This is a genomic window from Micromonospora sp. CPM1 (assembly GCF_023896895.1).
In the GTDB taxonomy this organism is placed as follows: Bacteria; Actinomycetota; Actinomycetes; order Mycobacteriales; family Micromonosporaceae; genus Micromonospora; species Micromonospora tulbaghiae.
The window spans coordinates 220,139-246,252 of record NZ_JAMHIU010000010.1 but is presented as its reverse complement, the minus strand read 5'-3'; the positions used below and the strand labels follow the sequence as shown (position 1 = coordinate 246,252).

Below are 26,114 nucleotides of genomic sequence, written 5' to 3'. Positions count from 1 at the left end.
CCGCCCTCATCTGCCTCGCCCGCCGTCGCTGCGACGTCCTGTTCGCCATGCTCCGCGACAAGATCCCCTACCAACCCCGCCCCACGACGCCGATCGCCGCTTGACGAACCCCATAGGGACACCCCCCCGGGCCGATGACGCGCACGTCATCGAAGATCGACGTTCTGCACCTCGCGCAGCCGCGCCGCCGGTCCCGTCGGTCCGGTCGGCTCGACGGGTGACGCGGATTCTCCGGCCGGCCGGGCGTTGCGCCCCACGCGGTGCAGGTGGCGCAGCGCCTGGCGATACGAGTCGAGCAGGCCGGTTTCGACGTAGGGCAGGTCGTGCTCGCGGCAGAAGGCGCGGACGATCGGCCGGGCGTAGCGCAGTGCGGCGCGGGGCATGCTGGGGAACAGGTGGTGTTCGATCTGGTGGTTCAGGCCGCCGAGCAGAAGATCGACCAGCCGGTTGCCGCGGACGTTGCGGGAGGTGAGGACCTGGCGGCGGAGGAAATCCACCTCCTCGTCCGCACCGAGGATCGGCATGCCCTTGTGGTTGGGGGCGAAGGCACATCCCAGGTACAGCCCGAAGAGGCCCTGCTGCACGACGACGAAGACCACCGCGCGCAGCGGGGACAGCACCACGAAGACCGCGGTGAGGTATGCGGCGGCGTGCAGCCCGAGCAGCAGCGCCTCCCGGCCACGCCCCCGGTAGGTGGACCGGGACAACGCACGGACGCTGGCCACGTGCAGGGCCACGCCTTCGAGCAGCAGCATCGGGAAGAACAGGAGCCGCTGGTGGCGGGCGAGCAGCCGTCCCGCGCCGCGCCGCCGGTCGGCCTGCGCCCTGGTGAACGCGAGAGCTTCGCCCGCGATGTCGGGGTCGCGGCCCTCGGTGTTGGGGTGGGCGTGATGGCGGTGGTGCTTGTCGACCCACCAGCCGAAAGCGAGCCCGATGGCCAGGTTGCCGTACACCAGCCCGACCAGGTGGTTGGCGCGTCGGGACCGGAAGATCTGCCGGTGGCCGGCGTCGTGGCCGAGGAAACCGCTCTGGGTGAAGACCACGGCGAGGTACGCGGCGGTGACCAGTTGCCACCACGAGTCCCCCACCAGCACGAAGATCGTCCAGCCCCCGGCGACCAGCACGGCGTTGACGGCGATCAGGACCAGGTAGTAGGTCGGGCGCCGCTCCAGCAGACCCGCCTGGCGCACCCGACTCAACAGTTCGGCGTAGTTGCTGCCGTGACGGCGCTGCGACCCCGGCGGTGCCGCTGAGATGGTCTGGTCGATGGTGCTCATGGATCCTCCCGGCATGGACGCGCAACGCGTCGCCGGGGTCCGGGGCGAACGCCCCCAGCCTACTCCGCCGCCGGTGCGGCAGGGCGGTGCGGCGGTGGAGCCATCGCATCGAGGAGCACCGCCACCGACACGGTGGCGAAGCCGACCCGGGCGTCGCTGGCCCCGTACGGCAGCCACAGCTCGCCGGCGTGGACGAGCCCGCCGCAGGAGTAGACGACGTTCGGTACGTATCCGTCCCGGTCTGCCTCGTCGGGTGCCAGGAGCGCGCCGGGAAGCCGTGCGACGACCCGCTCCGGTCGGTGCAGGTCGAGCAGGAGCGCGCCGACGGCGTAGCGGCGCATCGGGCCGACGCCGTGGGTGAGCACGAGCCAGCCGTCTTCGGTCTCGATGGGCGACCCGCAGTTGCCGACCTGGATCAGCTCCCAGCTGTCCCGGGGGGCGTGCAGCGGCACCGGTTCCGGCCACCGGTTCTCGCCGTCCAGACAGGTCAGGCCGATGGTCTCGCCGTCGGCGCGGCACAGGGCGAGGTGCCGGCCGCCGACGGTACGGGGGAACAGCGCGACGCCCTTGTTGCGGACGCCCGGCCCGCGCATCGGTGTGCTCGGCGAACGCCAGCGGCAGCCAGTCGAGATGACTGTGTACCAGGTCGAACTCCGAGGAGCGGGCCATCGCGTGGGAGACGTGCATCGCCTCCCACACCCGCCCGTCCAGGTCCGGATCGTCGGCGTACCCCCGGGGGCACACACCGTCGAGGACGGCGGACGTGACGGAGTCGAGCGTCGCGAAGAGGGTCACGTCCACGCCACGGGTGACCAGCCCTTCGGCGAGCAGGCCGGTCACCTGTTCCCAGGGGCCGTAGTGGTGGGGAGGTGTGCGCCAGGCGACCGGACCGAGCAGGGCAACCCTCACCAGGACCGGGTGGCGACGAGGTCGGCCGGATCCAGACGCAGGGTGGCGAGCAGCCCCACGTGTTTGGCAGGGTCCATCCGCTCCGGCAGCTCCCGCTCGACCCACTCGGCTCTGGTCTGCTGCCCGCGCTCGCGCAGCGCGGCGACGATCCGGTGTCTGGCGATCCTCATCGTCTATCCCCTCGATCAGTCGTTCGGGACGGTCATGGTCAGCGGTCAGCGAACGTCGTGACGAGCACCAGCGGCAGAAGCAGGACGGCCACCAGGAGGAACACCCGCAGGCGAAGTGCGCGGACGTCGAGGGCCCGCCTGACCCGCCCTCCGAACGTCGAGGGGGTGGATGTCCCGCTGACCGGCGGCGACGACCCGGTAGCGGTGATCGGACGAACGGCCACGTCATCGTCTCCTGGTGATCTCGACGGTTCGGCCTGACTGCTTGAGCGGTCCGGCCGGCGAACGGTCAGCGGAGCATCCCGGCTCTCAGTTGGGCCAGAGAGCGCGTCAGCAGCCGGGAGACGTGCATCTGCGACAGCCCGACCCGGGTGGCGATCTGCGCCTGGGTCAGGTCGCCGTAGAACCGCATGGTCAGGATCCGACGTTCACGTGCGGGAAGCGCCGCGAGAGCAGTCCGAGGGTGAGGTGGTCGTCCACGGCTGCGTATGCCGGGTCGGCGGCGCCGATGAGCGCGAGATGCTCGATGCCGTCGGTCCCGGGGCCGTAGCTCGTTCAGCGACGGCAGGCGATAGACCTCGGAGGCGGCGACGGCGGCCCCGAGTTGGGCCACGGTCACCTTCAGGTGGTCGGCGAGCTCTCCGTCAGTCGGTTGACGACCGCGTTGCTGCCCGAGCTCGCCCCGGGCTTCGGGCACCCGGGCGATCAGTTCCTGCGCTGCGCGCGGCACCCGGATCGCCCAGGCCGAATCGCGGAAGTGCCGCCGGATGCCGCCGAGGATGGTCGGGATGGCGTAGCCGGCGAACGGCACGCCCTGGTTGGTGTCGTACCCGTCGACGGCTCTGATCAGGCCGACCGCGCCGACCTGAGCCAGGTCCTCGTAGGACTCCCCGCGGCCGGTGTAGCGGCGGGCGAGTCGACCCGCCATCGGCAGGTTCGCCTCGATGATCCTGGTCCGCAGCAGCGCCCGGTCGGGATCGTCGGCGTTCAGGGCTGCGCGTCGACGCAACAGTTGTTCGCTGTCCCCGATAGCCGGGCTCAGCGTCGGAGGGGAGGAAACGGCTGTGGGTGTCACGGCGGAGGTGACCATGGGTTCCAACGCCCCTAACGGGCTGGTGGCGGCGAGACTGGCGGCCACCGGGGACCCGGGCGACATCGTCACCGTACGCCTTCATTCCCCCCGACCGACACCCGGACGGGCTCTGGGAAGCGCACTCGGGTGTCGAACCCGGTCGTCAGCCGGACCGGTGGGTGACCGGCCGCGTGGCGAGCTGCTCGGAGCCGTCGATGATCGCCTGGGACAGCTCGGACAGTCGCCGGTTGCGGCTGCGGGCGCCGTCGCGCAGTAACGCGAAGGCTTGGCCCACGTCCACCTGTAGGCGTTCGGCGAGAACCCCCTTGGCCTGTTCGATCAGGACGCGGCTGTTCAGGGCGGTCTGCAGCTGTTCGGTGAGGATGTCGCGCCGGTGGATGGCGCGGTGCTGTAGCAACCCGATGGTGGCCACGTCGGCGAGCGCCTGACCGATGCGGAGCTTGTCCTCGTCGAGGGCCCCCGGCCGGACGTCGAAGAGGTTCAGCGCGCCGATGACCTCGGAGCGCAGGCGCATGGGCAGGGCGTGCACCGCGGCGAAGCCGACCTCGGCCGCGGCGGCGGTGAACCTCGGCCATCGGGCCGTGGTCAGGGTCAGGTCGGCGACCGACACCGGCTGCCCGGAACGGAAGGAGTCGAGGCAGGGCCCCTGGTCGGTCTGGAGCTGGAACAGCTCCAGCAGTCGGGTGCGTTCGGAGGAGGCGGCGACCACCTGCAGCGTGTCCCGCTGGTCGGTCAGGAGCAGCCCGGCCGCCGACACACCCAGCAGCTCGACACACCTCTCGGTCAGCACGTGCAGGAACTCGATCACGTCGAAGTCGTCGACGAGAGTGTCGGCCATCTCCACGAAAACGTCGGCCAGCGGGGTCTCGGCCATGTCAGTCACCTCGTCAATCAGTGGATCCACCGGTCACCCGACGGGACGGTCCGTGCGACGCCGTCGCGGCGTCGATTCCCTTGTTCACTCATTTCGGTCACCGGGTGTCCCGGCCGGTCCGAGACGCAGGCGCCGGGCGACGACATCCGCTGCCACCTCCCGGAGGCGCCGGTCCTGGGCGTACGCGTAGGCACGCAGCCGGATGAGCGCCACCGCCGCGGACACCCCCAGCTGGACCATGATCATGCCGGTCGCCTGGTGCACCTCGGGGAAGTGCAGGCCGGTCCGCTCGGGCCCCTGATCGTCCCGGTCCACCCCGTGGCGCGTCGCGTCGTCCAGCAGCACCGCGATTGCCGTGTCCGCCAGGACCAGCGCGTCGGCCAGTTGCTCCGCCCCGAGGTCACCGGCGCGGGCCCGGTAGAGGTCAAGGACACCGAGGCGGATCCCGCCCACCCGTAGGGGCAACGCGAACACCGCACCGGCCCCGGCGAGCACCGCGGCCGGCGCGAACACCGGCCAGCGGTTCCGGCACTCCGGCACGGTCAGATCGGCGACCAGGACAGGTCCACCGCCGGCCGCGTCCACGCACGGCCCCTCACCGAGGGTCAGGGTCAGGTCTTCCAGTTCCGACGCGGTCCGGTCGGTGGCGTACAGCAGCTCGCGCGGCGTGGCATCGAGGACCACTGCGACGGCGGCGGAGTCGACGCCCGCGACCGACACCGCCGCCGCGCAGACATGATCGACCGCGACGGCGCCACCCCGGGCAGCCTCGACGAGAACAGCCCACAGCCGCAGCCCACGATCGACGTTCATCGGATCGCCGCGCCCTGGATTGCCCTTGTCCACTGCTGACTCCGGCCCGGATCAGTCGAACGGACGCGCTGCCGTGCGGCGCCGAGGCCCCGGGCGACGGTCCCACCGTACTCCCGCGGGACGCCGCCGCGCGACCGGCGCCCACCGGCCCCGGCTGCGGCGGCAGACGAGCCGGTCGCGGAGGCGTACGCTTGCGGTATCGCTCGGGACCCCGGTGGCTGACAGTCCGCCGCTGGCGGACGCCGAGGCCCGTCGGCAGACGGTCATCCGGTGGTGGGTGGAACCGACGTGCCCAGCAGTGCCGGCGGCTCGCCGTCCAGCGTGGCGATCAGTTCGCGACCGACGAACTCGTCGTATCCGGCGCGAGGGGCGGAGTGCGTCCATCGATCTCGCGAAGCCGTTCGACGGCCCGGCGATCGGCGATGGCCGTCACCCACGCGAGACCATCGACCTGACCGGCGGCGCACCTCGGCGCAAGCTGCCACACCTCGACGAACACCGCCCGGGTCACCGCGACGGCGACCGACGGGCGGCGCACCACCTCACACACCTGGATGAAGACAACGCGGACGAGACGGCGGTAGAGACGACCGAAGGCGGCCCGGTCACGGTCGGCGACCCGCTTGACGAGGTCGTTCACCGATTCTGGACCGGGGACGACGTAGACAGGGGAAACAGGCATCCGATGCTCCTGGTGGTGTGCCTGCGGCTGAGGCACCACCAGGGACCAGGGCGGCCGTTACGCCCCACCCTACGCCATCGCGCCAGCCATTGAAGGTGGTCCTCAGCCGCAGCTGACCGACCGCCGTGGCAGCGGTGCACAGGGCACGGCCCGCGACATCCCTCTCGGGTCGTCGCGGGCGATGCCGGTGCGGCCAGCGGTGCCGGGTTGCCGCGCCGCGCACTGGGTGCACGGCGCGTGCCCGGCTGCGACGAGAACCTCGAAGCGGCTGGCACGACGGCACTCCTGGAGGCGGGATCAGGGCGTCCCTCAGTCGCTCCCGACCTCGTCGACCGTCCGGTCCGTCGACGGAACGATCACCACCGGGCACGACGCGTGCTGTACGCAGTGCTGGCTGACCGAGCCGAGCAGCATCCCGGCGAAGGCTCCGTGTCCCCGGCTGCCCACCACCAGCAACTGCGCCCCGTCCGCGGCGTCCAGCAGCACCTGAGCCGGATGCCCTCGTACCACGTGGGTGGTGAACTGGACGGGCACACCGCCGCTGGCCACGTCCGCGACCGCCTCCACCAGCATCTTCTCGGTGATCGCCGCGATGCTCACATCCTCGAACACCGCGGGCGACCACCCGTACGCGAATGCGTACTCCGCCGGGTCGTGCCACGCGCCCACCACGTCGACCCGTGCGTTGCTCAGCTCCGCCTGGGTCACCGCCCATCGCAGGGCGATCCGTGAGCCCGGTGATCCGTCGACTCCGACCACGATGCGCCGGTCGTGCTCCTCGGCCTGGTCCGTCATGTCGACCTCCTCTCGTCCGTCCGTCACCTGACGTCGTCTACTTCAGCCAACCGGTGCGTCGCACCAGCGGGATCCGGGCCCAGAAGGTGCCCAGACCGAGGGTGTCGCCGGCGCCCGACAGGGCCAAGACGACCAGCACGGCGGCGTAGACGAGGTGGTCGTCCATGAACGGATTGTTCGCCGGGGGGAGGACGACGGTCCACATCATCAGGGTCAGCAGTGCGCCGGCGCCGGCCGCCAGCCGCATCGCGACGCCCAGGAGCAACGCGACGCCGATGGCGAGCAGGGCGCCCATGAACAGGACATCGGTCAGGGCGACGCCGGCGATCGAGTGGTAGAAACCGGCGAACGGGCCCGTTGCCGCGGATCCCAGGAATCCCTTCGTCGGGCTCCCTCCGTTGACCCAGGACTTCGCGGCAGTCGTGTCATGCCCCAGGCCGAACGCCTTGTCCAGGAACGCCCACAGGAATATCCACCCCAGCGCGAGGCGGATGCCCGCGAGCAGGTACCGCACCGTGGCGTTGACCCGCGGGTCGCCCCCGGTCGCTGCCCTCGCCACGGCTCCACCGGCTCGGTCCGGCCCGACACCCACCGACTCGGCGCCGGGCCGGTGTGCAGAGGTGTCCGGTACCAGCAGCGCCAACCCGGCGGCCGGCACGGCGTTCCGTAATGCTGCATTGTGATTCCTGGCGATGTAGGCCATCGCACTCACATTCCTTGTTCTGCTCGTCACGCGGTGCCGCGGCCTGCTGGACACGGGTGGGTCGGTGCCGGCACAACGTCCGATGCGACGGACGACGTGGCCTCGGCACCTGGCGGGAAAGCCGCTGGACGTCGGTCTCGACATCGAGCGGACCGGAGGCGGCGGCGGGGGGTCAGCCACCGGGGACCCGAGCGACATCCTCACCATACGCGCTGCCGTACGAAAAGGCGGCGGGAGAATCGGCGGCACCAGGCATCACCGGTACCGGTCCGCTGGTCTTCGTCACCGGTCCCACGGGGGCGTAGGCTCAACGTGTCGCCCGGGCCCCCGGTGGCTGTCCCACCCACCGCAAGGCCGGCCCTTCCTGACGGTTGCCGACCCGATGACGGCCCACTCCCCGGCCGGAAGACAACCCTCAGCGGACGCGGTGCCACCCCTCCCCTCTCCTCGCCCACGCGGGCCCCTTGCGACCAGCCGGTACCGGTGACCGCGCGAGAAGGCCCGAGAAGGGACCTCGTCGTGCCCACGCAGACTCACCCGACCGGCAGTGGATCCATGAGCCAAGCGCTGGTCGACGCGGCCACCGTGGCGGGCCACGCGCCGTCGATCCTCAACACCCAGCCATGGCGGTGGCGGATCGCCCGGAACCGGCTGGACCTCTTCATCGACCACGACCGGGTCCTCGACATCACCGATCCCGACGCCCTGCTCGCCACGCTGAGCTGCGGAGCCGCGCTGCACCACGCCCGGGTCGGCCTGGCCGCGCAGGGGTGGCACGTCGCCGTCACCCGGATGCCCGACCCGGCCGACCCCGGCCATCTGGCGCGACTGCGCGTCGACGGGCGGGCACCCGTCGAGCTGCAGGCCGTTCGCCGTACGCACACCATCCGGCTACGGCGCACCGACCGTCGTCCCGTCACCGGCCTTCCGGTCGGGTCCGACGATCTCGGGGCGATCAGCGCGGCGGCACGGGCTGAAGCGACGTTGCTGCACGTCCTGCGACCCGATCAGGTGGTGGATCTCGCCGCCGCGACGAGCCATGCCCAGGAGACAGAGACCGCCGAGCCGGCGTGGCAGGCGGAGCTGGCGTACTGGACTGGCGGCTCCCGGCCGGCGGGCACCGGCATTCCCGACACCGCGATACCGCTCCATGCGCCGCAGACGACCGTGCCCGGACGCGACTTCGGCCACCACGGCGACCTGCCCGTCAGCACCGGACACGACCACAACGCCACCTACGCGGTGCTCTACGGCCGCGCCGACCAGCCGATGGACTGGCTACGAGCGGGCGAGGCCCTGTCGTCGGCCTGGCTCACCGCGACCGAACTCGGCGTGTCCGTACTCCCGATCAGCGCCCCCGTCGAGGTAGCCGACAGCCGGCAGACCATCCGGCGGCTGGTAGCCAACCTCGGACACCCGTACCTGGTGCTGCGCTTCGGCATGCTCGACACCGACGACCCGGGACCGGCGCACGCACCGCGACTGCCGGCCGACCAGACCATCGACCGACCTCCGCCGGCGGACTTCCGCTCCGGCACCTCTCCGGTCGGAAGACCAATCAACCGGAAGGGCGACGGTCGGCATGAACCCACGTCACCACCGGCACCCCGCTAACCAGTACCGGCTCGACCACCGCACCTCCGGACAACGGCTGGCCGACTCGGTCACCTCGATCTTCGGCTCCTGGCGATTCATCATCATCCAGACCGGCATCGTGGTCGCCTGGATAGCCGCCAATGTCGTCGCCGTGCTGCACCGCTGGGACCCCTACCCGTTCATCCTGCTCAACCTGCTCTTCTCCACCCAGGCCGCCTACGCCGCCCCACTGATCCTGCTGAGCCAGAACCGCCAGGCCGACACCGACCGGGTGAAGGCCGAACACGACTACCAGGTCAACCAGCTCGCCCTGCAATACCTCATCGCCTGGCACCGCGACGCGCACGGCGACACCTGCGACTGCGTGCCGCGGGCCGAACCGGTCGTCCGCGGCATACTCACCAAGCTTGCTCGGGATCTGTGACGCGGTTCGGGTGTCACTGGGACGAGGGGGCCGCCGCCTTCGCCGGCCAGCGGACGGACGCCGCCGACGCGCTGTTGATGGCCGCCGCACGTACGGCGGCCTCGCCGCCGCTGATCGGGCGCGGCTTGTCCAACACGGAGCTGGCCGAGCACCTCGGCCTCAGCCTGGCACCGTGAAGACGCACATCGGGCGGCTGTCGACCAAGCTGGCGGTACGTGATCGGGCGCAACTGGTCGTCGTCGCCCACGAAACGGGCCTGGTCGGACCGGGCAGCCCACGCTGGGGGTGTCGGCGATCGGGTGCAGTTTGACGGTCGGCCGTGGACGGTCGGCGGGCTTGCAGGGGGGTGCGGGTACGCCTGGTCGATGACGCTGGCGACGCCCAGGTGCTGCTGTTGGCGCATGTGCTGGCGTCGCCGGGCTTCGAGCTGTTGGAGGCCGGTCCGCCGCGGGCCCGGCTGGATCCGGTCGGGCTGGTCGACGCGCTGCCGGCGACGGTGCTGGAGAGGGCCCGGCAGTGGGAGCGGCACGTCGTGGAGGTGCAGACCGGGTTGCCGCCGGACGCGCCGGGTCGACCTGGGGGTTCTCCTGAGGTGGCAGGGAGTGACCCATGTTCGCCCACGTCACCCGCACCCGTTCTACCAGCCCAGGACCACAGCCCGAGCACACGAAACCCGGGTTGCAACCCGCGGCCCCCGCAGTGACCCGCGTTGGCGCCGGTTGACCTGGGTTGCCGTGACCGTACGTGCCTCGACCGTCAGGGCCGCGCCGGTGCGGTATTCGGCTCGTCAGGGATAAGGGGCGATGCTTGGCAGACGAGCGCCCGAGGTCCGAATCGATCCAGGGAGGAGAACACGGGGGCGATACTGGGCTGGCTCCACACCGAGATGGCCGGCCTTCTGCCGATCAGATGATTTCGCGATGGCGTGGTGAGCGCATGAAACGCCGAACGGCGGCCCACTGAACCAGTCGGGCCGCCGTTCAGAGAATGTGGATCAGAGCGGGCGGATGTTCTCCGCCTGCGGGCCCTTCTGGCCCTGCGTGATGTCGAACTCCACCTTCTGATTCTCGTCGAGGCTGCGGAAGCCACTCGCCGAGATCGCGGAGAAGTGGGCGAAGACGTCGGCGCCGCCGTCGTCCGGGCTGATGAAGCCGAAGCCCTTGTCGGCGTTGAACCACTTCACGGTACCTGTAGTCATGTCTGCTCCTTCGCAGGCTGTCAGAGACCGCACTGTGCGGACCCTTACGCCGCCGCGTTGATCACCCGCGCCGAAACGACACGAAAAACGAAAAGCGCCTGGATGGGTTTCAGATGCCCCATCAGGCGCCGGAAAACGTCTACGGAAATCAAAACTGCAACTCAGTTACCGTAGCACATGACCCGCCGTCGGCCCGATGGCGGTGGGTGAACCTAGCCATTGAGCTTGACTCCTCCCCGTCCTCGACGGGCTTTCCGGACCGAGGCGGGCACCCAGACGTTCGCCCCGGGGGGCCCGCTCATCGCCCGTCGACGACCTCGCAGGAAGGGCCGGGCTGGTCAGTCCTGTCGCCGCGGCCCCGTTACCGCTTCTCGTTCTGCCGGAGAGCTTCCTCGAGTTGGTCTTCCAAGATGATGATCCGGCAGGCGGCCTCCAGGGCGGTGCCGCCGTCGACCATCTCGCGGGCCCGGGCGGCCAGGCGCAGCTGGTAGCGGGAGTAGCGGCGGTGCCCGCCGCTGGAGCGGTGCGGGTTGATCAATTTCGCCTCGTCCAGGCGACGCAGGAAGTCCTGCGTGGTGCCGAGCATCTCTGCGGCCTGCCCGATGGTGTAGGCCGGGTAGTTCTCATCGCCGAACATGTCTTCGGGGTTTCGCCCCATGTCACCTCCACGTCGAGGGCCCCGGCGCACAAGCACCGGGGCCCAGGGTTACGGGTCAGAACACCATCTACCGACCGGAACGTCGGCTTGTCGTATCCGCACCAGCCGTCATTGACGGCTTCGGGCGCGAGGATCGCGTATGCGTGACCGGAGACCACCTCTCGTTCGATGGAAACTGCGGTGTCCGCCCGGCCTGACATGACGGCCGACGGCGGGCGATCCAACGGTGTACGGCCCTCCCTTTCCTCTGCTACTTCTTTCCCTTGCTGTCGTACGGTCTGCCGGTGCCGGAGCCCACGTGACTTCACAGCCCCGACACGTGCGGCGAACATCAGCTGGAGCCCTGAAAGAACCTTGGCCCCACCTGCAACCGGCGTATGCCACGCCGGAAGTGACGTGCTCTTACTGCCTCTCGGGAGGAACGGTGATGCATGTTCCTCCCCCAGCCGCCCGTCGTGTCCTCACGGCCGGACGGTCCGTCTGCGTCTTGACGGATCTTTCCTCTCGACTCGAAGAAGAGTATGCCACAGCCCGGAAGATGTCTAGCCGCCCCAACCTAGATTTCCTGGCCGACGGTCATCAGGATGGCTGGTCCACCGAGCACGCAGTGCGCGAGCCGTGGCGATGACGACCCGACACCGATGCCACCTACCGGCCCATGAAGACCGCCGCACCCGACGACGTACCCGGGCCGGCCGCGCTGGTTGCCTCCACCGCCCACGACGCAGCCCTCCGGAGGCCCTCGCCCGCGGGTACGGTCCCGCGCACTCCTCGCCATCGCCGGCGTTCTCGTCGGCATCGCGGTGCGCGTGGTGAATGGTCCCGCCGAATTCGGTCGGGTCCAGCCGGGTGACGTACTCGCGTGCCGCACCACGGACCCGGCGTGGACCCCGTTGCTCGGCGTCGCGGCCGCCATCGTCACCGAGATCGACGGCCTGCTGTCGCACGCCGCGATCGTGGCGCGCTGCGTGACGGTGCGCCGGTGGAGGTGGACGGGAGCGCCGGGCGGGTCATGCTCGTCGATTCTTGGTCGGCAGGTCGTCGACCGGCGTCCGAGGAGATCGCTCCTGAGTCGCTTCGGCCACTGGCACCGGCGACGCCCCGGGCAGCGTTCACCGATCCTCGTGGACGTGGTGTGCGGCGATCCGCTCCCTGATGGCCACTCGCTGCGGGTCGTCCGTGTCGTCGAGCAGGTCGAGGGCTTCCCGACCCCGGCTGAGAGCGTTGTCGTGATGGCCGACGGCGCGGAGGGCTTCCGCCAGTACGGCGAGAGCGCGCGCCTGGCGTAGCGGGTCGCCCAGCTCGTCGCCGACCACCCGGGCGAGGGTGGCGTCGGCCAACGCGTCGCGGTGCCGCCCTAGGCGGAGGTGAGCCTCGGCCGAGACGGTGAGAGCGTCGCAGCGGATCGTGTCATCGGTGACACGGTCGTGCAGGTCGATAGCGACGCGGACGAGGTCGAGTGCGATCTCCGGCTGGCCCGTGTCGAGGCTGAGCCCGGCGAGCTGAACGTGGTTGAGGCTTCGGCCTCGCAGCGAGCCGATCCGGTTCCAGACGGCAAGAGCCTGCTGGTAGAGAAGACGGGCCTGGTCGTACCGTCCGAGCTGACGATGGGCGTCACCGAGATGGTAGAGCGTGTACGCCTCCCCCGTCGCGTTCCCGGTCCCGCGACAGTCGGTCAGGACTTCCTGGAAGGTCTCGATGGCGGTCGCGGTCGCCCCGGTCCGCAGGTGCACGGAGGCGAGATTGTGCCGGCAGACCATCTGCAGTTCGGCGGAGCCGTTCTCCTCGGCGAGACGCGAGGCCTCGGCGAACAGGCTGCCGGCACGGTCGTAGTCGTGAGTTGTGAAGTACGTGGCTCCAAGATTGATGAGGGTGCCCACCCGGGCCAGGGCGTGCCCGTCGGCAGTCGCGGCGTCGAGGGCGATCCGCAGCATCTCCCGCATGTCCTCCTGGCTTCCGGAGCGGTCGAAGACCTCGTGGACCGTGTCGACGGTCTGCCAGGCGTGCCTATGGAAACCCTCCACGGTCGCGCTGCGGACCAGGGCAAGCACGTTGGTCCGTTCCGTCTCGCACCACCGCAGGGCGGCGCTTTCCGAGGGGAAGGTCATCGGTGTCACCGCACCCGGTTCGGGCAGGTCAGGAACGGGTGCGCGGTTCGGCTCCAGGGCCGTGACGGCGTTGACTGCTGTGAGCAGGTACCAGTCCAACAGCCGACGCAGTGCCGCTTGTCGCTGCTCGGCGGGTTCCTCCGCCCGGGCCCGGTCTGCGGCGTACCGGCGCAGCAGGTCGTGCATCCGATACCGCCGGACGGTGTCGTGGTTGATCAAGTGGGCGCGTGCGAGTCGGTCGAGGGCCCGTTCAGCCCCGGCGACGTCCACCGCCAGCATCGCCGCTGCGGCCTCGACCCCGATGGCGCCGCCGGGAAAGAGGCCGAGTCCTCGGAAGAGCCGGGTGGGCATCGGGGTGAGCGCGTTGACCGACCAGGCGAAGACAGTCCGCAGCGTCATTTCGTCCGTGTCGTCGCCCTCGATGTCGAGCAGCCGGCCGGTGAGTTCGTCGGCCAATTCGCCGAGCCGTGCCTGGGGCCGGGAGACGACGTGCTCGCCGATGACCCGCAACGCGAGCGGCAGCCCGCCCGACAGCCAGGCCAGCGTCTCCAGTGCCGCAGGCTCCGCCACGGCGCGTTCGGGTCCGATAATCCGGGCGAGCATGTGATGTCGTTCGAGGTGCGACAGTGGTGTGACGGTGAGGCTGCGGATGCCGTGGCGGACACTCAATCCGCGGAGGCGATTGCGACTGATCACCACCCGGCCCCGGTGGCTGCCGACCTCCTCTCCTTGCTGTCCCCAGAGTCCCTGGACTTGCTCGCCCAGTTCGGGCTGACGACGATCAGTTCCTGCGTAGCCGAGTTGAGCGATGCGACTGTGTGGACGCACCTCTGGGTGAAGTGGGTGGCCTGACGATCATCTAACGCACCACTTCTCCATCAGTTGCGAATGCGCCGCCGGCCGAGGGCCGGCGGCGCCACACGTTCAGAGCGCCACCCGGATGACGTCCTCAGCCATCGATGTCATGCGGCCTCCAGCAGAGCGCGCGGAGCGTGCGCATGTCATCGGACGCCACCGTCTTCAGGCCCTCCAACCGGTGCGCGGCGGCCGAGCTGCGATGTCGATAAGTCCGGCTGCAGTCCGGAGGGGCGGCAATACGGTTCACCCCACGGCACCGACGGGGAACCGCGCGGTACGACGACCCAGCGATCGCCACGCCGGCAGTGCGCTCGCCAGCACCGCCAGGAGCAGGCAGAGCCCCACCACCCCGCCGACCACCGACCACGGCACCACCAGGTCGACCGGTACGCCGGCCTGCTCGGCGAGGCCGGCGCGGATGCTCAGCAGACCGACGAAGGCGACAGCCCCGCCGAGCAGCGCACCGATCAGCACCACCAGGGCGGACTCGGCCGTGACCAGCCAGATGACCTGCCTTCGGGTGGCACCGGCCAACCGGATCAGCCGCAGGTCGGCCACCCGGCCGGCGGCGGCCATCAGCAACGTGTTCGCCACCGCGGCAGCCCCGTAGCCGGCCGAGACACCGATCAGTAGCAGCGTGAAGAGCCAGACGAGGCGATCCTCGGCACGGTCCGCCTCGGCCGCCCACCCGGCCACGTCGACGATCCGCCCTCCGAGCGGGGGATCGATCCGGGCCTGGACGTACACCGCGGATGTGAGCGCCGAGGGGTCGTGCGCCCGCACCACGGATCGGGGCAGGAGCAGGTCGCCGGGGATCGAGTCGTCGGTGACGACCGCGACGACGCGCAGGGACACCACCTCCCCGTCGGCGAAGACCAGCGCGTACGGCTCGGTCGGCCGCCGGTTCGCCGAGGCGGGAAGGACCACCGTGTCGTCGCCGCTCAGGTCGTCCAGTGAGCCGGCGACGACGGTGAGCGCCCGGTTCGCGGCGGCGAAGCCCGCCGGGTCCACGCCGAGCGCGGTCAGTGGCCGGTTCTCCGGCGACGACTTCGGGTAGTTCTCGAAGACCGTCGTCGGCAGGAGGGCCGTGCCCCCGGTCGCCGCGACGGCCTGGTCCGACAGGCCCGGTGCGCGGTCGGGCACGACGATCCAGCCGGCGTTGACGTTGTCGGCCCGGCCCGCCGCGTAGGCAGCCGTGGTGGTGCGCACCATTCCGGCGACCAGCACCGCGAACGCGACAGTGAGCAGCACCGGGGCGGCGATCGAAGCCGTCCGCCGGGTCGCGGTCGACGCCCCGGCCCGGACCAGCATCCCGATCGCGCCCCCCGGTCGACGCACCGGCCACCGCAGCATCCGCACCAGCGGGCCGACGGCCGCAGGGGCCAGCACTGTGGCACCGGCCACCAGCGCCATCACCGCGTACAGGGCGTACTGCGCCGCGACGCGGGCCTCGTCGGCGGTCGCCGTACCGACGCTGAGCGCGACCCCCACCGCGACGAGCAGCGCACCGGTGGCGATGCGCAGCCGTCCGATCGGTCGCTGCTCGACCGCCGCTTCGCGTAACGCCTCCAACGGTCGGATCCGTGCCGCCCGGCGCGAGGCCGACCAGACGGCCAGCAGCGAGATCACCGGGCCGGCGACGAGCGAGAGCGCGATCGGCCAGTGTTCGTATCCGACCCGGAAGGTCGACGGTTCGAATCCGGCGTCGACGAGAAGCCGGCCCAGCAGCGGCGCGAGCCCTCCGCCCACCAGGAGGCCGGCGATCCCGCCCGCGGTGCCGACGACGAGCGCCTCGCCGTACACCATGCGGCGGACCTGGCGGCCGGTGGCGCCGACGGCGCGCAGCAGGCCCAGCTCACGGCGGCGCTGCGCGACGGTGAACGCGAAGGTGGAGGCCACGACGAACACCGTGACGAAGCCGGCGAGGGCCGCCGTGGCGGTGAGCACCTGCATGCCGATCCAGCGGGTGCGGGCGTCGTTGCGAGGCTCCAGCGCGCCACGCGCGTCGCCGGTCAGAACCGATCCGTCCGCGCCGACGATTCCGCGAGCCGCCGTGGCGACCCGCTCGGGGTCGGCGCCCGTCGCGAGCAGCAGCCCGACGGCCCGGACGCCGGGCGCGAGCGTGGCGGCCACGTCGTCGGCGACATGGACGCCGGGCCCGTCGACCAGACCGGTGACGGTGTACGGCTGCGGGCCGGCCGCCGTCAGCAGGGTCACCGACACGCCGTCGCGCAGCCCGAGTGCACGGTCCACGACCACCTCGCCGGGCCTGCGGGGCGGCTCGCCGTCGGTGAGGCGCAGTCCACCGAGCCGGGCGCTGGACCAGCCGTGCCCCTGGTGGGCGTCCTCCCGCCGGCCATCGGTGCCCGCAGGGCGGCCGTTGACGAGCGGCTGCGCGTAGAAGGTCCGGTCCGGCACGGCCGCCGCGACACCGGGCAGGGCGGCCAGCCGGCGGACGAGCTCCGCCGTCGTGGTCGCGGACCAGGGCCGTGTCGGCACGAACGAGTCGGCCGAAGCGCCCGCTTCGGGGCTCTGCACCACGACCGCCGCCCGCGCGAGCCGATCCGGCACCTGGGGGCGCCCCGAGGCGAGAAGCAGCGTGGCCGCCGCTACCAGCGTGACCCCGATGGCCACGGCCACGAACGCGCTCAGCGACCGCTGGATGCTCAGCACGACGGCCCCGCAGGCGTCGCCGCGTGCTGGGACGGGACGGCCTCACGCTCGGCGATCCGGGCGGCGACCACCGCCGCGGTGATCCCGCCGTCGAACTCGTCAACGATGCGACCGTCGGCGAGCAGCAGGACCCGATCGGCGTACGCGGCGGCGGCGGGATCGTGGGTCACCATCACGACGGTCTGCCCGTGGTCGTCGACGAGTGCGCGCAGCAGTCGGAGCACCTGCCGGGAGGCCGCGCTGTCCAGCGCGCCGGTCGGCTCGTCGGCGAAGACCACCGCCGGGCGGGTGATCAACGCTCGGGCGACGGCGACACGCTGCTGCTCGCCACCGGACAGCTCACTCGGTCGATGCCCGGCCCGGTCGGCCAACCCCACCGCGTCGAGCGCGGCGGATACGTCCCGAGCCGGCGGGCGGCGGCCGGCCAGCCGCAGCGGCAACTCGACGTTCTGCGCCGCGGTCAGCGTGGACACCAGGTTGAACGCCTGGAACACGAACCCGATCCGATCCCGACGCAGCCGGGTCAGTTCGTCCTCACCCAGGTCGTCGAGGGGGGTGCCGTCGATCGTGACGGTCCCCTCGGTCGGGCGGTCCAGTCCCGCCGCGCAGTGCAGCAGGGTGGACTTGCCCGAGCCCGAAGGGCCCATCACCGCAGTGAACGTGCCGCTCGCGAAGTCGGTCGTCACGCCGTCGAGCGCCGTCACCCGCCGGGTTCCGGTGCCGTACACCGCGCGCAGCCCCGTCAGGGTCACCGTGTGTGTGGTCATGACCGCCACGGTGCCCGGCGTGGTGGGTGCCGCGCGTCGTGCCGGCGCGGACACTTTCCGGCCCTTCCCCGGTCGGAGGCGAAGGCCCGCGATCGCCGGTACGTCGTCCTCCGGGATGACGACCCGCGGGTGGACGCGTCCGGCCCGGCCAGCCGATACCGTCGTGCAGGTGACCGCTCCCCTGCTGACCCGGCGACTGCGGCCGGTGGAGCTGTACATCGTGGACGCCGTGCTCGCCGTGGCGGTCGGCGGGCTGCTCGGCCCGTATGCGGCGCTGGAATCGCCGATGCACGGTGGCGTACGCGAGCCGCTCTGGGTGTCGGTGCTGGTCGGGTTCGCCCTCGGGCTGCCGCTGGCCGTCCGGCGCCGGTGGCCGATCACCGTCGCCGCCGTGATCAGCTCCGTCGCCACAGTCGCCCTGATCACCGGCGTGATCCCCAACTACGCCGCCGCCGCGCCGGGACTCGCCGTCGGTCTGTCCTTCTACACGGTGGCCGTGTCGACGACCACCCGCCGGTCGCTGCCCAGTGCCGCCGGTTGTCTCGCTCTGGTGAGCGTCGCGCTGGCGCTGACCGGGGGTGATCTGTGGTCGCGGACGGGTGCCGTCGTCTACGGCGCCGTCATGATCGCGCCCGCCTGGGCGATCGGCTGGCTGGTCCGCGAGCGACGCGCCCTCGCCGCCCGGCAGGGCGAGCACCTGGTCCGTCAAGCCGCCGCCGAGGAGCGGTTGCGGGTGACGCGGGAGCTGCACGACGTCGTCGCCCACACCCTGAGCCTCATCGTGGTGAAGGCGGCCGTCGCCAACCACGTCGCCGAGACCGACCCCCGCGAGGCGGGGGCCGCGCTGCGGGTGATCGAGGAGACCGGCCGCAACGCGCTGACCGACGTACGCCGGGTGCTCGGCGCTCTGCGCGAGGACGCCCCGTACGCCCCGGCGCCCGGGCTCGACGAACTGCCCGTGCTCGCCCGGCAGGCGGCGATCGGCGGGGTCGACGTACGGCTCGACGTACGGCGGGAGGAACCGTCCGGCGCGGTCCCGGAGTCGGTGGGACTGACGGTTTACCGGATCGTGCAGGAGGCGGTGACCAACGTGGTGAAACATGCGGGGCCGGCCGCGTGCCGGGCGACGGTGACCGTCACGCCTCGCGAGGTCAGGGTCGAAGTGACCGACGACGGCCGCCGGCCTGTGCTGTCCGGCGGGGAGGGGCACGGGCTGATCGGCATGCGGGAACGGGTGACGTCGCACGGAGGTGAGTTCCACGCCGGGCCACGCTCCGGCGGCGGCTACGCGGTGACGGCGCGCGTGCCCTATCGGGTGGCCGCGTGATCCGGGTGCTGATCGCCGACGACCAGGCGCTGCTGCGCGGCAGTTTCCGGCTGTTGGTCGATTCGACGCCGGGCCTCACCACTGTCGGCGAGGCGGGCACCGGCGTGGAAGCTGTGGCGCTGGCCGCCGAGCACCGGCCGGACGTGGTGCTGATGGACGTGCGGATGCCGGAGATGGACGGCATCGAGGCGACCCGGCGGATCTGCGGCGACCCCGCCATCGCCGGCACCCGGGTCGTCATCCTGACCACGTTCGACCTGGACGAGTATGTCTACGGGGCACTGCGGGCCGGAGCCAGCGGGTTCCTGCTCAAGGACACCCCGCCGGCGGAACTACTGGCCGGCATCCGGGTGGTGGCCGCCGGAGAAGGGCTGCTCGCGCCGACGGTGACCCGGCGGCTCATCGACGAGTTCGCACGTCGGCCTGAGCCGGCCCGGCCGCTGCCGCGACGACTGGACGGGGTGACCGGGCGGGAACGGGAAGTGCTCACGCTGATCGGCCGGGGTCTGTCCAACGCGGAGTTGGCCGGGCACCTCGGTCTCAGCCTGGCCACCGTGAAGACGCACGTCGGGCGGCTGCTGACCAAGCTGGCGGTACGTGACCGGGCTCAACTGGTCATCGTGGCCTACGAAACCGGCCTGGTCGGGCCGGGCGGGCCACGCTGATCGGGTCGCCCTCGCGGACAGAGCATCGGTGGCGGGCCACTCCGCGGCTAGGCTTGGCTGTCATGACGACCCTCGGTGTGGTGTTCCGGCCCCAGAATCCACCCGAACGCCTCCGCTCGGTCGCACGCGCCGCCGACGAAGCCGGCCTCGACCAGTTGTGGCTCTGGGAGGACTGTTTCCTCGAAAGCGGCATCGCCACCGCCGCCGCGGCCCTGGCCTGGACCGACCGGCTGGCGGTGGGCATCGGGCTGATGCCGGTGCCGTTCCGCAACGTCGCGGCACTCGCCATGGAGGCCGCCACGCTGCACCGGCTCTTCCCCGACCGGGTGCTGCTCACCGTGGGCCACGGCGTCCAGGACTGGATGGAGCAGGTCGGCGCGCAGGTGGGTTCGCCGCTGACGCTGCTGCGCGAGCACGTCGAGGCGTTGAAGGCGCTGCTGGCCGGCGAGACGGTCACGACGTCGGGTCGCTACGTCAAGCTCGACAAGGTCAAGCTGGACTACCCGCCGGTGGGCCCGGCCCGGATCTACGCCGGCGCGACCGGGCCGAAGACGCGTGCTCTCGCCTGCGAGGTCGCCGACGGGATCCTGCTGACCGCCGGCACGCCTCCGCAGGAGGTGGCCGCCGTCAGGTCGACGGCCAAGGCCGTCACCGTGTACGTCCATGCGGCGACCGGCCCCGACGCCGAGGCACGCATGGCACGCGAGCTGGAGTCCTGGGACGAGTCGGACGGCTGGGACGCCACAGCGGCCGGCGACGCAGCCGCCGTCGCCGCTGTCGTGAACCGTTACCGGGACGCCGGAGCCGACGCCGTGATCCTGCAGCCCACCGCTGACGAACCCGATCTCGAGGGCTTCGTCCGGTTCACCGCACAGCAGGTCGGTCCGCTGGTGCGGTAGCCGGCCGATGTCGCTCCGGGCAAGGTCTGCCCGCAGCGTCCGGCGGGGCAGGCCTTGCGGGCGGCGGTGGTCAGCTCACCGCGCTCGGGCTGCCGTCGAGCTTGGGGTAGTCGATGTAGCCGCGGGCGTCGCCGCCGTAGAAGGTGGCCGGATCGGGTGTGTTGTAGGGCCCGCAGGCGGCGAGCCGGGCGGGCAGGTCGGAGTTGGCGAGGAACAGGCCGCCGAAGCTGATCAGGTCGGCGGTGCCGTCCTCCATCAGCGCGAGCTGCTCGGGGCCGGTGACCGTTCCGGGCGTGAACGGGTTGAGGATCAGACCCCGCCGCTCCCCTCGGCGCCACGCCGACGTCGGTGGCCCCGGCACGGGCCCGAACCTCCGGGTCAGGTGGCGCTGGTGCGGGCGGGCTGCCGGTCGATGTCGGGTTCGAGGTAGATGGCCGTGGCGGTGGGCAGCGCCCGACGGATCCGCGCCTCGGCGTCGTCGATCGTGGCGGCGACGTCGGCTCCCCGGTCGGAGGTGCTGATGGCGATCTTCGCCGCGACCAGGAGTTCCTCCGGCCCGAGGTGCAGGGTGCGCAGGTGGATGACCCGGTCGACGCCCGGGGTGGAGACCAGCTCGGTGTGGATCGCGGTGACCTCTTCCGGCAGTGCCGCCTCGCCGATGAGCAGGCTCTTGGTCTCGACGGCGAGGACGACGGCGATGACGACCAGCAGGACGCCGATGCACAGGGTGCCGATGCCGTCGAAGAGCGCGTTCCCGGTGAGCACGCTCAGGCCCACGCCGGACAGGGCGAACAGCAGGCCGAGCAGCGCGCCGGCGTCCTCCAGCAGGATCACCGGCAGTTCCGGGGCGCGGGCGTGGCGGACGAAGGAGACCCAGCTCCGCTTGCCGCGTACCTTGTTCGCCTCCTTCACCGCGGTCCGCAGGGCGAAGCCCTCCAGGACGATCGCGATCAGCAGGACGGCGACGGCGATCAGCGGCGAGGACAGCTCGTGCGGGTCGCTGATCTTGTGGTAGCCCTCGTAGAGGGCGTACAGGCCGCCGAGGGTGAACAGGATGATCGCCACGATGAACGAGTAGACGTAGCGCTCCCGGGCGTAGCCGAACGGGTGCAGCGCGGTCGGGGCGCGGCGGGCGCGCTTGCCGCCGACCAGCAGCAGGGCCTGGTTCGTGGAGTCCGCGACCGAGTGCACGCCCTCGGCGAGCATCGACGCCGACCCGGTGATGCCGGCGGCCACGAACTTGCTCACCGCGATACCCAGGTTCGCGACCAGCGCCGTCACCACGGCCTTGGTGCTGCCCTCCGCCGCCATCGGCTGTTTCCCCTCGTCGTACGTCACGGTGTGGGTGGTCAGTGTGCCAGCGCCCCGGCGGGCCGCTGACACAGGTGCCGACGAGCCCTTGCCCGGAAGCGTCCGAAACCAACCACACCGGCCGGAGCCGACGTCCGGCGGCCCGGAGGGGTCTCGCGGGCCGCCGGCGGTGGTGCTACTTGGCGCCGGTCAGGGCGACCAGGGCGTTGGCGGTCCGGAAGTACGGGTTACGGCCCAGGTCGCCGACGGTGGTGATGTTGAAGGCGTCCTTGAGGAGCTTCGCGTCGCCGTCGCTGACCCCGGCAAGGGCGGACACCGGGGCGTCGACGATCTCGGTGAGGGTCTTGTCCTGGTAGGCCTTGTCGACCAGCTTGGTGAGGTCGGCGGTGACGGGCATGCGCACTCCTTCGAAATCCCGATCGGTGGAACCCGATCGCCTACGGACAAAACTGCCGAATTAGATCATGGAGCGGGCGTGTCAGTCCACTATGGACGAGGACTGGCTCACGCCTCCTCGTCGCCGCCCTCGTCGTCGCCGAAGGAGTCGAAGACCTCGTCGGCGACCATGCCGCCGGCGAAGCCCAGGGCGGCGCCGCCCACCACGCCCGCGGCAACGGCACCCATGCCGGGACCGCCGTGGTGCTCCTGGTGGTGCTCCTTGTGGTGACCGCCGGGGTGGCCGTACGCGGCGTGCCCGTAGCCGGGCGGCGGGGGCGGGTAGCCGGGCGCGCCGTAGCCCTGGGCGGGCGGGGCGTAGCCGTGGCCGGTGTGCAGGCTCTGGTAGCCGTCGAGGGCCTGGCGGACCCAGGTGTCGACCTGCGCGGCCCAGTCCACACGGTCGGCGTCGGCGTGCGCGGCGTGGTAGCGGCCGTACGAGTCGTGGCCGCCGGTGAAGAGGCCGCCGCGCTTGTCGAACTCCAGCACCACGTCGACGCCGTGCTCGTTCGCCACGAAGGTCAGCTCGACCTCGTTGACGCCGTGGGCGTACTGCGGGGCGGCGTAGTACTCGACCTCCTGGTAGAACGGCAGATTCTGGCGCAGCCCGGAGATGTGCCCGCGTTCCAGGTCGGCGCCCTTGAACCCGAAGCCGAGCCGGCCGAACGCCTCGAGGATGCGCTCCTGCACCGGCAGCGGGTGCACGTACACCGGGTCCAGGTCGCCCTTGTCGATCGCGCCGCGGACCGCCACCTCGGTGCGCAGGCCCATCGTCATGCCGTGCAGGTGCTGCCCGTACAGGTCGGTCACCGGGGTCTCCCACGGCATCGCCACCTGGAACGGCAGCGACAACTGCTGACCCTCACGCAGGTGCAGACCACCCGCGACCTGGACGCGGTGGAACTCGACGAGGGCGTCGTACTCCTCCTCCGCGCCGTCGATCTCGACGCGGGTGACCAGCCCGACGGTGACGTGGTCGATCTCCACGTCGTGGCTGCCGCCGGTCAGGTTCACCTGCCCGCCCAGCACGAGCCCCGGGCGGGTGCTCGGATTGGACAGGACCGTATCGACGCTCGGGCCGCCCACCCCGAACGCGCCCAGCATCTTCTTGAACACTACGAACCTCTCCCTCGACGACCGCCGACGCGCGACACCAGGATCGTGAGGAATTCACGTGAAACCCTTGTGCCGCAACGAGATCAACGGCGTCCATAATGGAAGCCGTCGAGCGGGGAAGCTACCAACGCCACCTGAGAAGTAGCTGAATGGGTTCAGCGGGTTACTCTCCGGAACCGGGGTGGAGTGCCGCTACGGCCCGCATGGCGACGTCGACGGAGGCTTGGAGGTCCTCGCGGCTCGCGCCGGCCGCGGCGTGGACGGCGTGACCCTCGCTGAGCGCCATCACGAAACGCGCGAGCGCCCGGCTGTCCAGGCCGTCGGGGAGGTCCCCCTCCTTCGCCGCGCGGGCCAGCCGCTCTTCGAGCGCGGCCTCGGTGGCCGCCCGGCCGGCGGCGAGGATCTCGGAGATCCGGGCGTTCTCCGGGGAGCAGGCCAGGCCGCCCTGGATGGAGAGGCAGCCGGCGGGGTGGCCGCCCGCGGTCAGGTTGTCGGCGCTGGCGCGCAGGAAGGCTTCGATCGCGGCGTACGCGGTCGGTTGGTCGAGGGCGGCGCGGGCGTTCGCGAGGTTGGTCTCGTGGTAGCGGTCGAAGGCCCGCCTGAACAGCTCTTCCTTGCTGCCGAACGCGGCGTACAGGCTCGGGCGGTTGATGCCCATCGCCCTGGTGAGTGCGCTCAGCGACGCGCCCTCGTAGCCCTGCTGCCAGAAGACCTCGGCGGCCCGATCGAGGACCGTCTGCTCGTCGAAGGCGCGCGGCCGTCCCGGGGTCGGAGTCTCAGTGCCCATGCCTCGACTATACCGCTCGGTACAGAAGTGACCCAAACCACGAACCGATCGGTACAGAAAGCTGCTACGGTGATCACGAACCGATCAGTACAAAACTGCGGCGCGAGGGAAGAGCATGACCATCACGTTGATCACCGGCGCGAACAAGGGCATCGGTTTCGCGACCGCCAGACAGCTTCTCGATCTGGGGCACGTCGTCTACGTCGGAGCGCGCGACGCCAGGCGAGGCGAGGAGGCCGCCTCGGCGCTGGGGGCACGCTTCGTGCCGCTCGACGTGACCGACGACGCCTCGGTGGCCAGGGCGCTGGCGACCATCGACGCCGACGAGGGGCGGCTGGACGTCCTCGTCCACAACGCGGGCATCGCCGAGAACGGTGTCGTCGACGGTCCGACCGCCCTGCGCGTCTTCGACACCAACGCGGTCGGCATCGTCCGGGTCACCGAGGCGGCGCTGCCCCTGCTGCGCCGGTCGTCCAATCCGACGGTGGTCACGGTGTCGAGCAGCGCCGGCTCCTTCTGGGCGGTCAACAACCCCGACCGGCCGGAGTTCACCCTGACGTCGCCGCTCTACTCGGCGTCGAAGTCCGCCGCCACGATGATCACCGTCCAGTACGCCAAGTCCCAGCCGGGGATCAGGTTCAACGCGGTCGAGCCGGGCTACACCGCCACCGACCTGACCGCCGCGATCGGCGGCGGCAGGACCCCCGCGGAGAGCGCCCGAACCGTCGTACGCCTGGCGACGCTGCCCCCCGACGGCCCGACCGGAACCCTCCAGGACGACTCCGGCCTCCTGAGCTGGTAGCCGTCCGCCCCGAACGCGACCCCGGCCGGGGTCCGCACATCATCCGCACATCAAAGGGAAAGTGACATGACTCAGAACGATCTCCGCAACTGGTACCTGCGCTACGTCGCCGCGCTCAACGCCCACGAGTTCGACGGCATGGACGAGTTCATCAACGACACGGTGATGCTGAACGGTGAGCCGGGCACCCGGGACGACGTCATCGCGGTGCAGAAGCATGACGTGGACGCCGTTCCGGACCTCCGCTGGAAGGTCGAGGAGCTGCTGTTCGACCGCGACCGGATCGCCGTCCGCGCGATCAACTACGGCACGCCGGTGAAGGAGTGGCTGGGCGTACCGCCCTCCGGCGCCTCGTTCGAGGTCGTCGAGTACGCCATCTACAAGGTCAGCGACGGGCGGTTCGTGCAGATGACCGCCCTGCACGACTCGGCCGAGATGCTCCGGCAGCTCACCGCCGCCCGCTGAGGGACCGACGATGACCACCATCGGCATCATCGGCGCGGGTGAGGTGGGCAGCCAGCTCGCCCGCGCGGCGGTAGCCGCCGGATACGCGGTCGTGATCGCCAACTCCCGGGGGCCGCACACGCTGACGGACCTCGTGGCCGAACTCGGGCCGCCGGCGCGGGCGGCGTACGCCGCGGAGGCGGCGGCAGCGGGCGACTTCGCGATCGTCGCCGTGCCGCTCAAGGTCGTGAACGACATGCCGGTCGAGGAGCTGGCCGGCAAGGTCGTGCTGGACACGAACAACTACATGGTCTGGCGCGACGGGAACATCCCGGTGCTCGACTCGGGTGAGAAGACGGTCCACGAGCTGCGCCAGGAACAGCTCCCCACGTCGAAGGTCGCCAAGGCGTTCACCCACATCCAGGCGCCGCGGCTGCTCACCTCGGCCCGGCCCGCCGGCGCGCCGGACCGGCTGGCGCTGTCCGTCTCCAGCGACCACCCGGAGGCGGTCGACCTGGTGACGCGACTCTACGACCGGTTCGGCTTCGACACTGTGGACAACAGCCCGCTGAGCGAGTCCTGGCGTACCGGCCCCGGCCAGCCGGCGTGGATCCGCCACGCGCACCAGAACCGCGAGGAGCTGGCGCGCAACCTGAGGCGTGCGCGGCGGTTCGTCACTCCGTCGCGGACATCAGCGGGGAAGTGACAGGGCCCGGCGCGGAGAGCGATC

The 26,114-nt window shown here is 71.3% G+C and carries 29 protein-coding genes and 1 pseudogene; 10 read left to right on the top strand and 20 right to left on the bottom strand.

Annotation, left to right across the window (positions count from 1 at the left end; all coding sequences use genetic code 11):
* Positions 1 to 146: 146 nt before the first annotated feature.
* The 10 genes from M8C11_RS15215 to M8C11_RS15165 form a co-directional block, all read right to left on the bottom strand.
* Positions 147 to 1,268 (bottom strand): fatty acid desaturase, encoded by a 1,122-nt coding sequence (locus M8C11_RS15215; protein ID WP_374668278.1) that lies wholly within the window; start codon positions 1,266 to 1,268, stop codon positions 147 to 149.
* 68 nt (positions 1,269 to 1,336) lie between these two features.
* A complete protein-coding gene (locus M8C11_RS15210) occupies positions 1,337 to 1,870 on the bottom strand; it encodes a hypothetical protein (RefSeq protein WP_252449997.1) in 534 nt (177 codons plus the stop codon).
* Between the two features lie 312 nt (positions 1,871 to 2,182).
* On the bottom strand, positions 2,183 to 2,356 hold the full coding sequence (locus tag M8C11_RS15200; RefSeq protein ID WP_252449996.1) for a hypothetical protein: 174 nt from the start codon (positions 2,354 to 2,356) through the stop codon (positions 2,183 to 2,185).
* 38 nt (positions 2,357 to 2,394) lie between these two features.
* Positions 2,395 to 2,580 (bottom strand): hypothetical protein, encoded by a 186-nt coding sequence (locus M8C11_RS15195; protein ID WP_252449995.1) that lies wholly within the window; start codon positions 2,578 to 2,580, stop codon positions 2,395 to 2,397.
* 65 nt (positions 2,581 to 2,645) lie between these two features.
* The gene (locus tag M8C11_RS15190; protein WP_252449994.1) at positions 2,646 to 3,446 is read right to left on the bottom strand and encodes a sigma-70 family RNA polymerase sigma factor; all 801 of its coding nucleotides are present in this window, start codon (positions 3,444 to 3,446) and stop codon (positions 2,646 to 2,648) included.
* Between the two features lie 145 nt (positions 3,447 to 3,591).
* Entirely contained in the window at positions 3,592 to 4,323 is a 732-nt protein-coding gene (locus tag M8C11_RS15185; RefSeq protein WP_252449993.1) for a GAF and ANTAR domain-containing protein, read from the bottom strand.
* A gap of 84 nt (positions 4,324 to 4,407) precedes the next feature.
* Complete coding sequence (locus tag M8C11_RS15180) at positions 4,408 to 5,136, bottom strand: GAF and ANTAR domain-containing protein (protein ID WP_252449992.1); 729 nt, start codon at positions 5,134 to 5,136, stop codon at positions 4,408 to 4,410.
* 328 nt (positions 5,137 to 5,464) lie between these two features.
* Complete coding sequence (locus M8C11_RS15175; protein WP_252449991.1) at positions 5,465 to 5,818, bottom strand: hypothetical protein; 354 nt, start codon at positions 5,816 to 5,818, stop codon at positions 5,465 to 5,467.
* 309 nt (positions 5,819 to 6,127) lie between these two features.
* Positions 6,128 to 6,613 carry a universal stress protein gene (locus M8C11_RS15170; protein ID WP_252449990.1) on the bottom strand — a complete coding sequence of 162 codons (486 nt, stop codon included), beginning with the start codon at positions 6,611 to 6,613 and terminating at the stop codon, positions 6,128 to 6,130.
* Between the two features lie 37 nt (positions 6,614 to 6,650).
* Positions 6,651 to 7,316, bottom strand: coding sequence for a hypothetical protein (locus M8C11_RS15165; protein WP_252449989.1), 666 nt, complete (start codon positions 7,314 to 7,316; stop codon positions 6,651 to 6,653).
* Between the two features lie 555 nt (positions 7,317 to 7,871).
* Here M8C11_RS15165 and M8C11_RS15160 point away from each other — a divergent pair.
* Genes M8C11_RS15160 through M8C11_RS30710 form a run of 3 tightly spaced genes read left to right on the top strand, consistent with a single transcriptional unit; the run spans position 7,872 to position 9,512 of the window.
* Positions 7,872 to 8,930 carry a nitroreductase gene (locus tag M8C11_RS15160; RefSeq protein WP_252449988.1) on the top strand — a complete coding sequence of 353 codons (1,059 nt, stop codon included), beginning with the start codon at positions 7,872 to 7,874 and terminating at the stop codon, positions 8,928 to 8,930.
* Complete coding sequence (locus tag M8C11_RS15155) at positions 8,899 to 9,336, top strand: DUF1003 domain-containing protein (protein WP_252449987.1); 438 nt, start codon at positions 8,899 to 8,901, stop codon at positions 9,334 to 9,336. The genes M8C11_RS15160 and M8C11_RS15155 overlap by 32 nt, the downstream gene beginning before the upstream one ends.
* Positions 9,333 to 9,512 (top strand): hypothetical protein, encoded by a 180-nt coding sequence (locus M8C11_RS30710; RefSeq protein ID WP_374668263.1) that lies wholly within the window; start codon positions 9,333 to 9,335, stop codon positions 9,510 to 9,512. Before M8C11_RS15155 ends, M8C11_RS30710 begins: the two co-directional genes overlap by 4 nt.
* Before the next feature lie 818 nt (positions 9,513 to 10,330).
* On the opposite strand, the gene M8C11_RS15145 is transcribed toward M8C11_RS30710, so the two are convergent.
* Together M8C11_RS15145 and M8C11_RS15140 are read right to left on the bottom strand one after the other, a co-directional pair.
* Entirely contained in the window at positions 10,331 to 10,534 is a 204-nt protein-coding gene (locus M8C11_RS15145) for a cold-shock protein (RefSeq protein ID WP_013283833.1), read from the bottom strand.
* A 361-nt stretch (positions 10,535 to 10,895) separates the two neighbouring features.
* Positions 10,896 to 11,192: a helix-turn-helix domain-containing protein gene (locus tag M8C11_RS15140; protein WP_252449986.1), complete on the bottom strand. Its 297-nt coding sequence runs from the start codon at positions 11,190 to 11,192 to the stop codon at positions 10,896 to 10,898.
* An 803-nt stretch (positions 11,193 to 11,995) separates the two neighbouring features.
* Between M8C11_RS15140 and M8C11_RS30555 the strand changes: the two are divergent.
* Positions 11,996 to 12,100, top strand: a pseudogene (locus M8C11_RS30555) (hypothetical protein); the annotation flags it as partial.
* A gap of 204 nt (positions 12,101 to 12,304) precedes the next feature.
* Here the strand turns inward: M8C11_RS30555 and M8C11_RS30550 are convergent.
* The 3 genes from M8C11_RS30550 to M8C11_RS15120 form a co-directional block, all read right to left on the bottom strand.
* Positions 12,305 to 13,999 (bottom strand): tetratricopeptide repeat protein, encoded by a 1,695-nt coding sequence (locus tag M8C11_RS30550; protein ID WP_252449985.1) that lies wholly within the window; start codon positions 13,997 to 13,999, stop codon positions 12,305 to 12,307.
* A 402-nt stretch (positions 14,000 to 14,401) separates the two neighbouring features.
* Complete coding sequence (locus M8C11_RS15125) at positions 14,402 to 16,831, bottom strand: FtsX-like permease family protein (RefSeq protein ID WP_252449984.1); 2,430 nt, start codon at positions 16,829 to 16,831, stop codon at positions 14,402 to 14,404.
* The gene (locus tag M8C11_RS15120) at positions 16,825 to 17,598 is read right to left on the bottom strand and encodes an ABC transporter ATP-binding protein (protein WP_252449983.1); all 774 of its coding nucleotides are present in this window, start codon (positions 17,596 to 17,598) and stop codon (positions 16,825 to 16,827) included. Before M8C11_RS15120 ends, M8C11_RS15125 begins: the two co-directional genes overlap by 7 nt.
* Positions 17,599 to 17,767: 169 nt before the next feature.
* Here M8C11_RS15120 and M8C11_RS15115 point away from each other — a divergent pair, with 169 nt between their 5' ends.
* The 3 genes from M8C11_RS15115 (at position 17,768) to M8C11_RS15105 (ending at position 20,489) form a co-directional block, all read left to right on the top strand.
* The gene (locus M8C11_RS15115) at positions 17,768 to 18,925 is read left to right on the top strand and encodes a sensor histidine kinase (protein WP_252449982.1); all 1,158 of its coding nucleotides are present in this window, start codon (positions 17,768 to 17,770) and stop codon (positions 18,923 to 18,925) included.
* Positions 18,922 to 19,590 (top strand): response regulator transcription factor, encoded by a 669-nt coding sequence (locus M8C11_RS15110; RefSeq protein ID WP_252449981.1) that lies wholly within the window; start codon positions 18,922 to 18,924, stop codon positions 19,588 to 19,590. Before M8C11_RS15115 ends, M8C11_RS15110 begins: the two co-directional genes overlap by 4 nt.
* Positions 19,591 to 19,652: 62 nt before the next feature.
* Positions 19,653 to 20,489: an LLM class flavin-dependent oxidoreductase gene (locus M8C11_RS15105; RefSeq protein WP_252449980.1), complete on the top strand. Its 837-nt coding sequence runs from the start codon at positions 19,653 to 19,655 to the stop codon at positions 20,487 to 20,489.
* Positions 20,490 to 20,559: 70 nt separating this feature from the next.
* Here M8C11_RS15105 and M8C11_RS15100 read toward each other — a convergent pair whose 3' ends face one another.
* The 5 genes from M8C11_RS15100 to M8C11_RS15080 all read right to left on the bottom strand — a co-directional run bounded on the left by M8C11_RS15100 (position 20,560) and on the right by M8C11_RS15080 (position 24,138).
* Complete coding sequence (locus tag M8C11_RS15100; protein WP_252449979.1) at positions 20,560 to 20,850, bottom strand: hypothetical protein; 291 nt, start codon at positions 20,848 to 20,850, stop codon at positions 20,560 to 20,562.
* 17 nt (positions 20,851 to 20,867) lie between these two features.
* Positions 20,868 to 21,800 carry a cation diffusion facilitator family transporter gene (locus M8C11_RS15095; RefSeq protein WP_252450011.1) on the bottom strand — a complete coding sequence of 311 codons (933 nt, stop codon included), beginning with the start codon at positions 21,798 to 21,800 and terminating at the stop codon, positions 20,868 to 20,870.
* Positions 21,801 to 21,975: 175 nt separating this feature from the next.
* Positions 21,976 to 22,197 (bottom strand): hypothetical protein, encoded by a 222-nt coding sequence (locus M8C11_RS15090; RefSeq protein WP_018788305.1) that lies wholly within the window; start codon positions 22,195 to 22,197, stop codon positions 21,976 to 21,978.
* A 107-nt stretch (positions 22,198 to 22,304) separates the two neighbouring features.
* Entirely contained in the window at positions 22,305 to 23,339 is a 1,035-nt protein-coding gene (locus tag M8C11_RS15085) for a sporulation protein (protein ID WP_252450010.1), read from the bottom strand.
* A 175-nt stretch (positions 23,340 to 23,514) separates the two neighbouring features.
* Complete coding sequence (locus M8C11_RS15080) at positions 23,515 to 24,138, bottom strand: TetR/AcrR family transcriptional regulator (protein ID WP_252449978.1); 624 nt, start codon at positions 24,136 to 24,138, stop codon at positions 23,515 to 23,517.
* A gap of 115 nt (positions 24,139 to 24,253) precedes the next feature.
* Here M8C11_RS15080 and M8C11_RS15075 point away from each other — a divergent pair, with 115 nt between their 5' ends.
* From M8C11_RS15075 to M8C11_RS15065, 3 genes are all read left to right on the top strand, one after another.
* Positions 24,254 to 24,940, top strand: a complete 687-nt coding sequence (locus tag M8C11_RS15075; protein WP_120571913.1) for an SDR family NAD(P)-dependent oxidoreductase — start codon at positions 24,254 to 24,256, stop codon at positions 24,938 to 24,940.
* Positions 24,941 to 25,006: 66 nt separating this feature from the next.
* The gene (locus M8C11_RS15070; protein ID WP_252449977.1) at positions 25,007 to 25,405 is read left to right on the top strand and encodes an ester cyclase; all 399 of its coding nucleotides are present in this window, start codon (positions 25,007 to 25,009) and stop codon (positions 25,403 to 25,405) included.
* Between the two features lie 10 nt (positions 25,406 to 25,415).
* Positions 25,416 to 26,090, top strand: coding sequence for an NADPH-dependent F420 reductase (locus M8C11_RS15065; protein ID WP_208576477.1), 675 nt, complete (start codon positions 25,416 to 25,418; stop codon positions 26,088 to 26,090).
* Positions 26,091 to 26,114: the final 24 nt, after the last annotated feature.

Excerpts from the sequence above, each read along its gene's own strand:
- M8C11_RS15070 (WP_252449977.1), top strand. The coding sequence starts at position 25,007 with ATGACTCAGAACGATCTCCGCAACTGGTACCTGCGCTACGTCGCCGCG.
- M8C11_RS15185 (WP_252449993.1), bottom strand. The coding sequence starts at position 4,323 with ATGGCCGAGACCCCGCTGGCCGACGTTTTCGTGGAGATGGCCGACACT.
- M8C11_RS15120 (WP_252449983.1), bottom strand. The coding sequence starts at position 17,598 with ATGACCACACACACGGTGACCCTGACGGGGCTGCGCGCGGTGTACGGC.
- M8C11_RS15210 (WP_252449997.1), bottom strand. The coding sequence starts at position 1,870 with ATGCGCGGGCCGGGCGTCCGCAACAAGGGCGTCGCGCTGTTCCCCCGT.
- M8C11_RS15080 (WP_252449978.1), bottom strand. The coding sequence starts at position 24,138 with ATGGGCACTGAGACTCCGACCCCGGGACGGCCGCGCGCCTTCGACGAG.
- M8C11_RS15105 (WP_252449980.1), top strand. The coding sequence starts at position 19,653 with ATGACGACCCTCGGTGTGGTGTTCCGGCCCCAGAATCCACCCGAACGC.
- M8C11_RS15085 (WP_252450010.1), bottom strand. The coding sequence starts at position 23,339 with ATGCTGGGCGCGTTCGGGGTGGGCGGCCCGAGCGTCGATACGGTCCTG.
- M8C11_RS15200 (WP_252449996.1), bottom strand. The coding sequence starts at position 2,356 with ATGAGGATCGCCAGACACCGGATCGTCGCCGCGCTGCGCGAGCGCGGG.
- M8C11_RS15090 (WP_018788305.1), bottom strand. The coding sequence starts at position 22,197 with ATGCCCGTCACCGCCGACCTCACCAAGCTGGTCGACAAGGCCTACCAG.
- M8C11_RS15175 (WP_252449991.1), bottom strand. The coding sequence starts at position 5,818 with ATGCCTGTTTCCCCTGTCTACGTCGTCCCCGGTCCAGAATCGGTGAAC.
- M8C11_RS15065 (WP_208576477.1), top strand. The coding sequence starts at position 25,416 with ATGACCACCATCGGCATCATCGGCGCGGGTGAGGTGGGCAGCCAGCTC.
- M8C11_RS15145 (WP_013283833.1), bottom strand. The coding sequence starts at position 10,534 with ATGACTACAGGTACCGTGAAGTGGTTCAACGCCGACAAGGGCTTCGGC.
- M8C11_RS15160 (WP_252449988.1), top strand. The coding sequence starts at position 7,872 with ATGAGCCAAGCGCTGGTCGACGCGGCCACCGTGGCGGGCCACGCGCCG.
- M8C11_RS15170 (WP_252449990.1), bottom strand. The coding sequence starts at position 6,613 with ATGACGGACCAGGCCGAGGAGCACGACCGGCGCATCGTGGTCGGAGTC.
- M8C11_RS15095 (WP_252450011.1), bottom strand. The coding sequence starts at position 21,800 with ATGGCGGCGGAGGGCAGCACCAAGGCCGTGGTGACGGCGCTGGTCGCG.
- M8C11_RS15075 (WP_120571913.1), top strand. The coding sequence starts at position 24,254 with ATGACCATCACGTTGATCACCGGCGCGAACAAGGGCATCGGTTTCGCG.
- M8C11_RS15190 (WP_252449994.1), bottom strand. The coding sequence starts at position 3,446 with ATGGTCACCTCCGCCGTGACACCCACAGCCGTTTCCTCCCCTCCGACG.
- M8C11_RS15140 (WP_252449986.1), bottom strand. The coding sequence starts at position 11,192 with ATGGGGCGAAACCCCGAAGACATGTTCGGCGATGAGAACTACCCGGCC.
- M8C11_RS15165 (WP_252449989.1), bottom strand. The coding sequence starts at position 7,316 with ATGGCCTACATCGCCAGGAATCACAATGCAGCATTACGGAACGCCGTG.
- M8C11_RS15155 (WP_252449987.1), top strand. The coding sequence starts at position 8,899 with ATGAACCCACGTCACCACCGGCACCCCGCTAACCAGTACCGGCTCGAC.
- M8C11_RS15180 (WP_252449992.1), bottom strand. The coding sequence starts at position 5,136 with ATGAACGTCGATCGTGGGCTGCGGCTGTGGGCTGTTCTCGTCGAGGCT.